This is a genomic window from Methanobrevibacter sp. (assembly GCF_045539575.1).
Lineage (GTDB): Archaea > Methanobacteriota > Methanobacteria > Methanobacteriales > Methanobacteriaceae > Methanocatella.
On record NZ_JAZQFM010000042.1, the window covers coordinates 1 to 7,348 of the forward strand.

10 protein-coding genes and 1 pseudogene are annotated in these 7,348 nt (G+C 35.4%); 7 read left to right on the forward strand and 4 right to left on the reverse strand.

Annotation, left to right across the window (positions count from 1 at the left end; genetic code table 11):
• Positions 1 to 186 (forward strand): annotated as a pseudogene (locus tag ACKI30_RS05655) (class I SAM-dependent methyltransferase); the annotation flags it as partial.
• A gap of 46 nt (positions 187 to 232) precedes the next feature.
• Here ACKI30_RS05655 and ACKI30_RS05660 read toward each other — a convergent pair.
• The gene (locus ACKI30_RS05660) at positions 233 to 955 is read right to left on the reverse strand and encodes a RecB family exonuclease (protein ID WP_407410643.1); all 723 of its coding nucleotides are present in this window, start codon (positions 953 to 955) and stop codon (positions 233 to 235) included.
• 78 nt (positions 956 to 1,033) lie between these two features.
• Here ACKI30_RS05660 and ACKI30_RS05665 point away from each other — a divergent pair, with 78 nt between their 5' ends.
• Complete coding sequence (locus ACKI30_RS05665) at positions 1,034 to 1,576, forward strand: flavodoxin family protein (protein WP_407410645.1); 543 nt, start codon at positions 1,034 to 1,036, stop codon at positions 1,574 to 1,576.
• 91 nt (positions 1,577 to 1,667) lie between these two features.
• Positions 1,668 to 1,907 (forward strand): ATP-binding protein, encoded by a 240-nt coding sequence (locus tag ACKI30_RS05670; protein ID WP_292740951.1) that lies wholly within the window; start codon positions 1,668 to 1,670, stop codon positions 1,905 to 1,907.
• Here ACKI30_RS05670 and ACKI30_RS05675 read toward each other — a convergent pair.
• Positions 1,900 to 2,682 carry an NAD(+)/NADH kinase gene (locus ACKI30_RS05675; RefSeq protein ID WP_407410647.1) on the reverse strand — a complete coding sequence of 261 codons (783 nt, stop codon included), beginning with the start codon at positions 2,680 to 2,682 and terminating at the stop codon, positions 1,900 to 1,902. The genes ACKI30_RS05670 and ACKI30_RS05675 overlap by 8 nt on opposite strands.
• A 95-nt stretch (positions 2,683 to 2,777) precedes the next feature.
• The gene (locus ACKI30_RS05680) at positions 2,778 to 3,074 is read right to left on the reverse strand and encodes a putative quinol monooxygenase (RefSeq protein WP_407410649.1); all 297 of its coding nucleotides are present in this window, start codon (positions 3,072 to 3,074) and stop codon (positions 2,778 to 2,780) included.
• A 586-nt stretch (positions 3,075 to 3,660) separates the two neighbouring features.
• On the opposite strand from ACKI30_RS05680, the gene ACKI30_RS05685 reads away from it, so the two are divergent.
• Genes ACKI30_RS05685 through ACKI30_RS05695 form a run of 3 tightly spaced genes read left to right on the forward strand, consistent with a single transcriptional unit; the run spans position 3,661 to position 5,822 of the window.
• Positions 3,661 to 4,353 carry an iron-sulfur cluster assembly scaffold protein gene (locus ACKI30_RS05685; RefSeq protein ID WP_295159984.1) on the forward strand — a complete coding sequence of 231 codons (693 nt, stop codon included), beginning with the start codon at positions 3,661 to 3,663 and terminating at the stop codon, positions 4,351 to 4,353.
• A 4-nt stretch (positions 4,354 to 4,357) separates the two neighbouring features.
• A complete protein-coding gene (locus ACKI30_RS05690) occupies positions 4,358 to 5,359 on the forward strand; it encodes a GGGtGRT protein (RefSeq protein WP_295159981.1) in 1,002 nt (333 codons plus the stop codon).
• Positions 5,360 to 5,402: 43 nt separating this feature from the next.
• Positions 5,403 to 5,822, forward strand: coding sequence for an NUDIX domain-containing protein (locus ACKI30_RS05695; RefSeq protein ID WP_407410652.1), 420 nt, complete (start codon positions 5,403 to 5,405; stop codon positions 5,820 to 5,822).
• A gap of 60 nt (positions 5,823 to 5,882) precedes the next feature.
• Here ACKI30_RS05695 and ACKI30_RS05700 read toward each other — a convergent pair whose 3' ends face one another.
• A complete protein-coding gene (locus tag ACKI30_RS05700) occupies positions 5,883 to 6,680 on the reverse strand; it encodes an amidohydrolase family protein (protein WP_407410654.1) in 798 nt (265 codons plus the stop codon).
• A gap of 86 nt (positions 6,681 to 6,766) precedes the next feature.
• On the opposite strand from ACKI30_RS05700, the gene ACKI30_RS05705 reads away from it, so the two are divergent.
• Positions 6,767 to 7,012 (forward strand): hypothetical protein, encoded by a 246-nt coding sequence (locus ACKI30_RS05705; RefSeq protein WP_407410656.1) that lies wholly within the window; start codon positions 6,767 to 6,769, stop codon positions 7,010 to 7,012.
• Positions 7,013 to 7,348: the final 336 nt, after the last annotated feature.

Sequence of the window (7,348 nt, forward strand, 5' to 3'; positions counted from 1 at the left end):
GGTGTAGAGGATACATTGTTCATTCCGTTAACCGCAAGGGTAAACATTTCAAAAAAGTTTCCTGAATATTTCCATGATGAAAAGGCTCTGGATATGGAAAGATTAATTTCCGGAAAGCAAATTGAGAAAAAGTCATCTGAATACTCTATGATTGCATCGGTTGCAAGATATTATATAAATTTTTAGGTATACCTAAATTTTTTAATATTATTTTATTAAAATATATTACTAATTATCTGAAAAAGTAGAACTCGTCTTTGCAGAGTTCCTTATATGTACAGTATCTGCATAAATACTGTTCTTTTTTGGGAAACTCCTTTCTGTTTATTCTGTCACGCACATCATACATTGTATCAATGGCTTCATCAATTTCAGAATAGCTTAAGTATTTACGTTTGTTTTCATTATCGCTGACATCAAGCAATCTCAAACGGCCGTTTTTGGTAAAGAACACTCCAACGCTGGAAACCCGCCTGTGATATACGTTTTCGACAAGCAGCTTGTAGTAGCACAGTTCAAGACGGTATTTTGAAAATGAATTTGAATTGCTGGTTTTATAGTCTATCACGACCAGATGGCCGTTTTCATCCTCTAAAATGATGTCGCAGATTCCTGAAAACCTGTGCTTTTTGTCAATAAGGTATTCCTCATTTGAAAACAGCTTGTAGTCATTGTCCACAAAGACCTCTTTAAAAAAAAGAGATAAATTGTCAATATGTGTATCAAGGCCATATCCTATGTCCAATTCGTTTGCAATCTTGATCAATTCATTGTTGATGTCAATGTCATCCAAATCATCTTCAAACCTGTCAGTGAACTTTTCAGCTATCAGGTGAACGTCGCTTCCCAATTCCATGTACTTGTTCGGTTTTGATTCGATTTCATCAATGTATTGAAACTTGAATTCACGGGGACACTTCAGATAGGAATTAACCTTGGACTTTGACAATTTCATATTAGTATTTTTGTTGAATAGATTTAAATAATTAATCAAAAAGAATATAGTATAATTAAACAAAAGGAGAGTAGTTGAATGAAAATTGTAGCACTTCAAGCAAGCCCTAGAAAAGGCGGAAACTGTGACGTACTGATGGACGAAATGATTAAAGGAATTGAAGAAAACGGTGGGGAAGTAGTAAAATACTTCCTGGAAGGCTGTGACATCGCACCATGTAAAGCATGCATGTACTGCGCTGAACATCCTGAATGTGTAAGGGCAGATGACGGAAACAAAATCATTGACGATCTTGTAGCAGCAGACGGCGTAATCTTTGCAACTCCAATCTACTACGGCCAGATGACTGCACAGGGTAAACTGATCATTGACAGATTCTATGCAATCGGACAAAACCCTGATAAAAGCTTATCCGGTAAGGCTGCATTGATATTTACAGAAAACCAGCCTGAAGGAACCTACGCAGACTATATCGAACTCACCAAATTCTCACCGTTCACATTCATGGGATATGATGTAATCGGTCATGTTGATGCAGGTTCAGCAGGCCCTGCAGGAATCGTTGCTGAAGAGCAAGAGGACAAATTAAAAGAAGCTTACGAATTAGGTTTAAAATTCTAAACCTATTTTTTACTATTTTTTTTATCATTGAATACAATTGCAGTCAGTTGAAATAACTAAATTTATTTACTATTTTTAATAAACTAACTTTATGGGTTTAGGTTCATTATTTAAAAGAAATAAGAAAGAGAAAAAAGAAGAAGTAATTGAGGACTCACACATTGACATCAACGCTGATGACTGTGACGGTTGCGAAAAATGTTCAATAGCTTGCCCGAATAATGTTTTAATCCTTGTAGAGGGAGTATCAACAGTTCGTGATGCTCAGGTATGCAAGAGCTGCAAGGTCTGCATGGCAATTTGTCCTAACGATTGCATTACAGTTAATTGATTGTTTCACGGATAGTGTCGATAAAGCTTCTATCCTCTAATTTTATTATTTTTGTAACCTTATCTGATTTTTTGATTCTTACGGTATCTGCGCTGAACACTTCGATAGGTTTTCCGTCCGATAATACGTATGAAGATGTGTTTTCCCTCAGTTCTGTTATTTTAATGTCCACAGTTGAGTCGTCGGCAAGGACAATGCTTCTGTTTATTATTGTGTGGGGAGCTATTGGTGTTAATGTGATTATCTCTGCAGTAGGATCCACTATCGGGCCGCCGCAGGACAGGTTATATGCGGTTGAACCTGTAGGTGTGCATACGAGTATGCCGTCTGCAGTATAGGAATTGATCAGTTTTCCGTTGACAAGCACGTCAAATCTGACAACCCCGATAATGTTTTTTGAGATTCCGATTTCATTCAATGCCTGTGGAATCTTGACGCTTTCTCCATTCGCCCTTACAATTTCGCCTTCAAGCATCATTCTGTTTTCAATATGGTACTTGCCGTCAATGAGATTTTTAAGTGCCTGTTCAATATTTTCGGGATTGATTTCAGTCAGATATCCAAGTGTTCCGGTGTTGATTCCGATGATAGGCTTTTCCCCGGATTTTCTTGAGGTCTTTAGAAATGTGCCGTCGCCTCCTATGGAAATGATAATGTCTGAGGTGTTGATGTCATCAACAACTTCCAAATCCAGGCTTTCTGAAATTTGGATTATCCTGTCCTGAATTTCTAGGGAAAGTTCATTGTTCTTGTCGCAGTTTACAAAAATATTCATGATGATATTTTGTTTAATTTGAATATTATATTTTTTCAATCAAAAAAAGTTTTTAAATTTAGCGAATAATGGTTTAAAAAAATAAAAAAATAGAATTATAGGCTGAGTTCATCAGCAGCTATAACTTGAATAGTCATATTTTCAATAAATTCTTCACTTTCTTCCCCAAAGTTAAGGAAATGTGGTGAAGCCATATGTTTTTTCAAGGCATCAGGGGATTCCCATTTTTCAACAAAAGTTAATGTGTCTTCTTCTATTGATTGCAACAGTTGGTAATCAATATTGCCGTCTTCCTGCAGTGTTTCAAAGATTAAATCTTTTGAAACTTCTATGATGCTGTCTTGACAACCTTCTTTAGGTTCGATTTTTGCTAGAACTAATATGAAATCCATAACTACTCACCTAAAAAAAATTATAATTTTCATAATACTTAATAATTACTAATTGAATTTTATATTTAAAAAAAGTTAAATTAAATAAGTTAGAATCAAAAGATTCTAACTTAATTTTACAATCGATAAGTTGATTTCAACTTAAAAAATAATTTATTTTTTTCGATATATATTATTTGTGATTTTGATTGTAGGGAGGATTCCTCTAGGGAGAAATACTGATCCTAATTTCCTTTGTGTTCAACAGTCAAATACATAAGAAAGATAATCTATTTTAAAATCATTATGATGATTTTGATTATCTCAATGATTAAGCTTATTAAAAACTTAATGTTATCAAATTTCATGTTAAAATCATCCTTTCGATTGTATAGTATTTCATTTAAGAGGCCAAAACCTACTAATATTATATATTTTCCAATATTATTTAAAATAAATAGTTTAAAATACTTGAATATTGATTTTAAGGTATAATTATGCTTTTAAATTATAATTATGCTTTTAAATTTGAATTTTATATATTTCAAAAAATACTTAATAAAAAAGGTAAATAAATATTATTATTAAAATTTTTTGGAGAAAAATAATGATATATTCAACAGAAATTCAAAATATGTGTCCAGTTCGCAAAGGTGCTAACCATGGACCTGCTCCAATACCTGAAGAGGGAAAATGGGTAAAAGCAAAAGAGATATCTGACATTTCAGGTTTTACTCATGGAATTGGCTGGTGTGCACCGCAACAAGGATGCTGCAAGCTGACATTGAATGTTAAAGATGGAATTATTGAAGAAGCATTAGTTGAAACTCTTGGCTGTTCAGGCATGACACATTCAGCTGCAATGGCTGGTGAGATACTTGTTGGAAAAACCATTCTTGAAGCTTTAAACACAGACCTTGTTTGTGATGCGATTAACACTGCAATGCGTGAATTATTCCTGCAAATCGTTTATGGAAGAACCCAATCCGCATTTTCAGAAGGAGGACTTCAAATTGGTGCTGGTCTTGAAGATTTAGGAAAAGGACACAGAAGCCAGGTTGGAACAATATTCTCAACAAAAGAAAAAGGTCCAAGATATTTAGAGTTAACTGAAGGTTACATTACTGAAATCGGACTTGATGAAGATGATGAAATCATAGGATACAAATACATTAACTTGGGTGTAATGTTGGATGCAATCAAAGATGGCGTTGAACCTCTAGAAGCAATTGAAAAGGCAACCGGCCAATACGGCAGATTTGATGATGCAGCTAAAAAAATAGACCCTAGAAAGGAGTGATATTATGAGTTTATTTGAAAGTTATGAAAGAAGAATCGATCAAATCATTCCTGTTTTAGAAAAATATGGTATTAAAGACCTTGAAGAAGCAAAACAAATTTGTCTTGACAAAGGATTTGACCCTTATGAAATCGTTAAGGGAGTTCAGCCTATTTGTTTTGAAAATGCATGCTGGGCATACACACTCGGTGCGGCAATAGCTGTTAAGCAGGGATGCGAAAAGGCATCCGATGCTGCAAAAGCTATTGGTGAAGGTCTTCAGGCATTTTGTATTCCTGGAAGTGTAGCCGATGACAGAAAAGTAGGGCTCGGTCATGGTAACCTTGCATCAATGCTTTTAAGCGATGAAAGTGAATGTTTCGCATTTCTTGCAGGTCACGAAAGTTTTGCAGCAGCTGAAGGAGCAATAGGAATTGCAAACTCAGCAAATGAAGTAAGGGAAAAACCATTAAGAGTAATATTAAACGGTCTTGGAAAAGACGCAGCATTAATCATTTCAAGAATCAACGGATTCACTTACGTTCAAACAGAATTTGATTACTTCACAGGAGAAGTGAAAGTAGTACGTGAAAAAGCATATTCCGATGGTGAAAGGGCAAAAGTCAGATGTTACGGTGCCGATGATGTGCGTGAAGGTGTAGCAATCATGCATCTGGAAGGAGTTGACGTGTCCATCACAGGCAATTCAACCAATCCAACACGTTTCCAACATCCTGTTGCAGGAACATACAAAAAAGAATGCATAGAACAAGGCAAAAAATACTTCTCCGTTGCTTCAGGAGGAGGAACAGGAAGAACCCTGCACCCTGATAACATGGCTGCAGGACCTGCTTCATACGGTATGACCGATACCATGGGAAGAATGCACTCCGATGCACAGTTTGCAGGATCATCTTCCGTACCTGCTCACGTTGAAATGATGGGATTAATAGGTATGGGAAACAATCCAATGGTCGGTGCATCCGTAGCTGTTGCAGTGGCTGTTGAAAAAGCAATGAAAAAATAAGGGAGTTCTACTCCTTTTTTACTATTTTTTTTAGGAAGATACTATGTCTACAATGTGGGGTTTGACTGTTCGTGGAATTTGCGAGCTCAACGATAAGGTTTTGCTTTTAAAAATCAGGTCCAAATCCGCCCATGATGCTGGAAAATGGGAAATTCCTGGCGGAAAAGTTAAAAAATGTGAATTTTTTGACAATGCACTTAAAAGGGAATATATGGAAGAAACAGGCCTTGAAATCGATGTCGTTTCACTTTACAATGTTGTCAGAAATGACTATACAGCATGCAAAACCGGCGAAGAAGTCAAATCAATCCAATTGATCATGAAAGTAACTTGTGAAAATGATGAAGTTGCTATAAGTGAAGAGCATGATGAATACGGTTGGTTCAGCTGGGATGAAGTAAATCAGATGATTGAGGACGGTTTATTGACTCCGCCTGCCGTCAATGCATTTAAAAAAGAGTAATATTATTTTTGTTGACTACGGATGTAGCCAACTCTATTTTTTAGTTTTATTTTATAAAAATCAGTCAAGACCTAAGATTTTGGCCGCATTATCGTATAGAATCATGGACCTTTCCTCATTGGTCAAATCTATCTTGTTGAAGTATTCCATTTCACTTTCAGATTCCCACATAGGGTAGTCTGTTCCCCATAATACCCTGTCTGCACCATATGCATGAATCAGTTCAAGAGCGGTTTCGGGTGACAGGTCATATAAGCTGGAACTTAAATCAACATAGAGGTTAGGTGTTCCGGCTAGCTTTTCGGTAGCTTCCTCCCATACGCTCCATCCTGCAAAATGAGCGCCGATAAATGTTATTTCAGGGAATTTGTCTAAAAATGGTTTAATATGTTCCGGATTTGAATAATTGTATCTGTAATCTCCGCAGTGAACAAGCATCGGAACATTTCCTTTGCTTACAACCTCGCCTATTTTAAATGCACGTTCCTCATTCATTGCAAACTGCTGAAAGTCAGGATGTAACTTGACTCCCTTAAGGCCTAACTCAATCAAGTAATCGAAATCTCCCTGAATGTCTTCACTGTCAGGGTGAAGTGTTCCAAAACCTGTGAACAAATCAGGATGAGCATTGACGGATTCGGCAATAAATTCATTGATTGATTTAACCTGTTTTGGTGTTGTAGCAACAGAGTGAACCAGATAGTGTGTTACTCCAACCTTGTTTCCGTCATTTATCAGGTCATCCAGCTTTCCGTTCAATGACATGTCCAAATCATAAAAATCTCTAATTCCAACTACCGCTTTATCCGCTATCTTTTCAGGATAGATATGACAATGTGCATTTATAATTTTTTGCATAAAATTAAACCACCATACAATAATCTAGTTGAATATTTGATTTTGGTATATAAAATATTTAATGATAATTGGACAAATATTTAATTATGAGTGTACAAAGATGTCCAAAATGTAACAAAATTCTAAACCCCCAGGAACCTGTCTGCAGCAACTGTGGGTTTAAGGTAAAAAATCATGATATCGGAAGAATAAATTCAATATATCATTCAAGCAATGTGGCAACATTAGTGTATCTGGCCATTCTTTTCATAGGAGCCCTGATATATGGTTTTGTCAATTGGATTCTGGCCATTATTGTTGTTGTGGTGTTGTTTGCAATAGTTTTATCTTAAAAATGCGAGAATACCTCGACTTCTTAAGTCGAGGATGAATCGCAAGTTTGGGTATACTGTTGTAAATACCTTTTTTTAAGTGTTTATTTGTTTCAATATTGCTTATTTCTATTTTTTTTGTTCATCTTGGCTTTAGGTGTACATTTTTATTATAATTTTCTTTCGAGTGAATACTCTTCATTTGCTCTTGGTATAAGTTTATATGCTATTACATTAGATATAGTATAATATCATTTGTAAATGAATAATGTATTCAATGGTTTAGAAAAATGAAATTTGTTAAAAAAGTTCTTAAAATTAGGATTTATCCTACTAAAATGGATAAGAATGATGATG

Excerpts from the sequence above, each read along its gene's own strand:
- ACKI30_RS05660 (WP_407410643.1), bottom strand. The coding sequence starts at position 955 with ATGAAATTGTCAAAGTCCAAGGTTAATTCCTATCTGAAGTGTCCCCGT.
- ACKI30_RS05690 (WP_295159981.1), top strand. The coding sequence starts at position 4,358 with ATGAGTTTATTTGAAAGTTATGAAAGAAGAATCGATCAAATCATTCCT.
- ACKI30_RS05675 (WP_407410647.1), bottom strand. The coding sequence starts at position 2,682 with ATGAATATTTTTGTAAACTGCGACAAGAACAATGAACTTTCCCTAGAA.
- ACKI30_RS05700 (WP_407410654.1), bottom strand. The coding sequence starts at position 6,680 with ATGCAAAAAATTATAAATGCACATTGTCATATCTATCCTGAAAAGATA.
- ACKI30_RS05695 (WP_407410652.1), top strand. The coding sequence starts at position 5,403 with ATGTCTACAATGTGGGGTTTGACTGTTCGTGGAATTTGCGAGCTCAAC.
- ACKI30_RS05680 (WP_407410649.1), bottom strand. The coding sequence starts at position 3,074 with ATGGATTTCATATTAGTTCTAGCAAAAATCGAACCTAAAGAAGGTTGT.
- ACKI30_RS05670 (WP_292740951.1), top strand. The coding sequence starts at position 1,668 with ATGGGTTTAGGTTCATTATTTAAAAGAAATAAGAAAGAGAAAAAAGAA.
- ACKI30_RS05665 (WP_407410645.1), top strand. The coding sequence starts at position 1,034 with ATGAAAATTGTAGCACTTCAAGCAAGCCCTAGAAAAGGCGGAAACTGT.
- ACKI30_RS05685 (WP_295159984.1), top strand. The coding sequence starts at position 3,661 with ATGATATATTCAACAGAAATTCAAAATATGTGTCCAGTTCGCAAAGGT.
- ACKI30_RS05705 (WP_407410656.1), top strand. The coding sequence starts at position 6,767 with ATGAGTGTACAAAGATGTCCAAAATGTAACAAAATTCTAAACCCCCAG.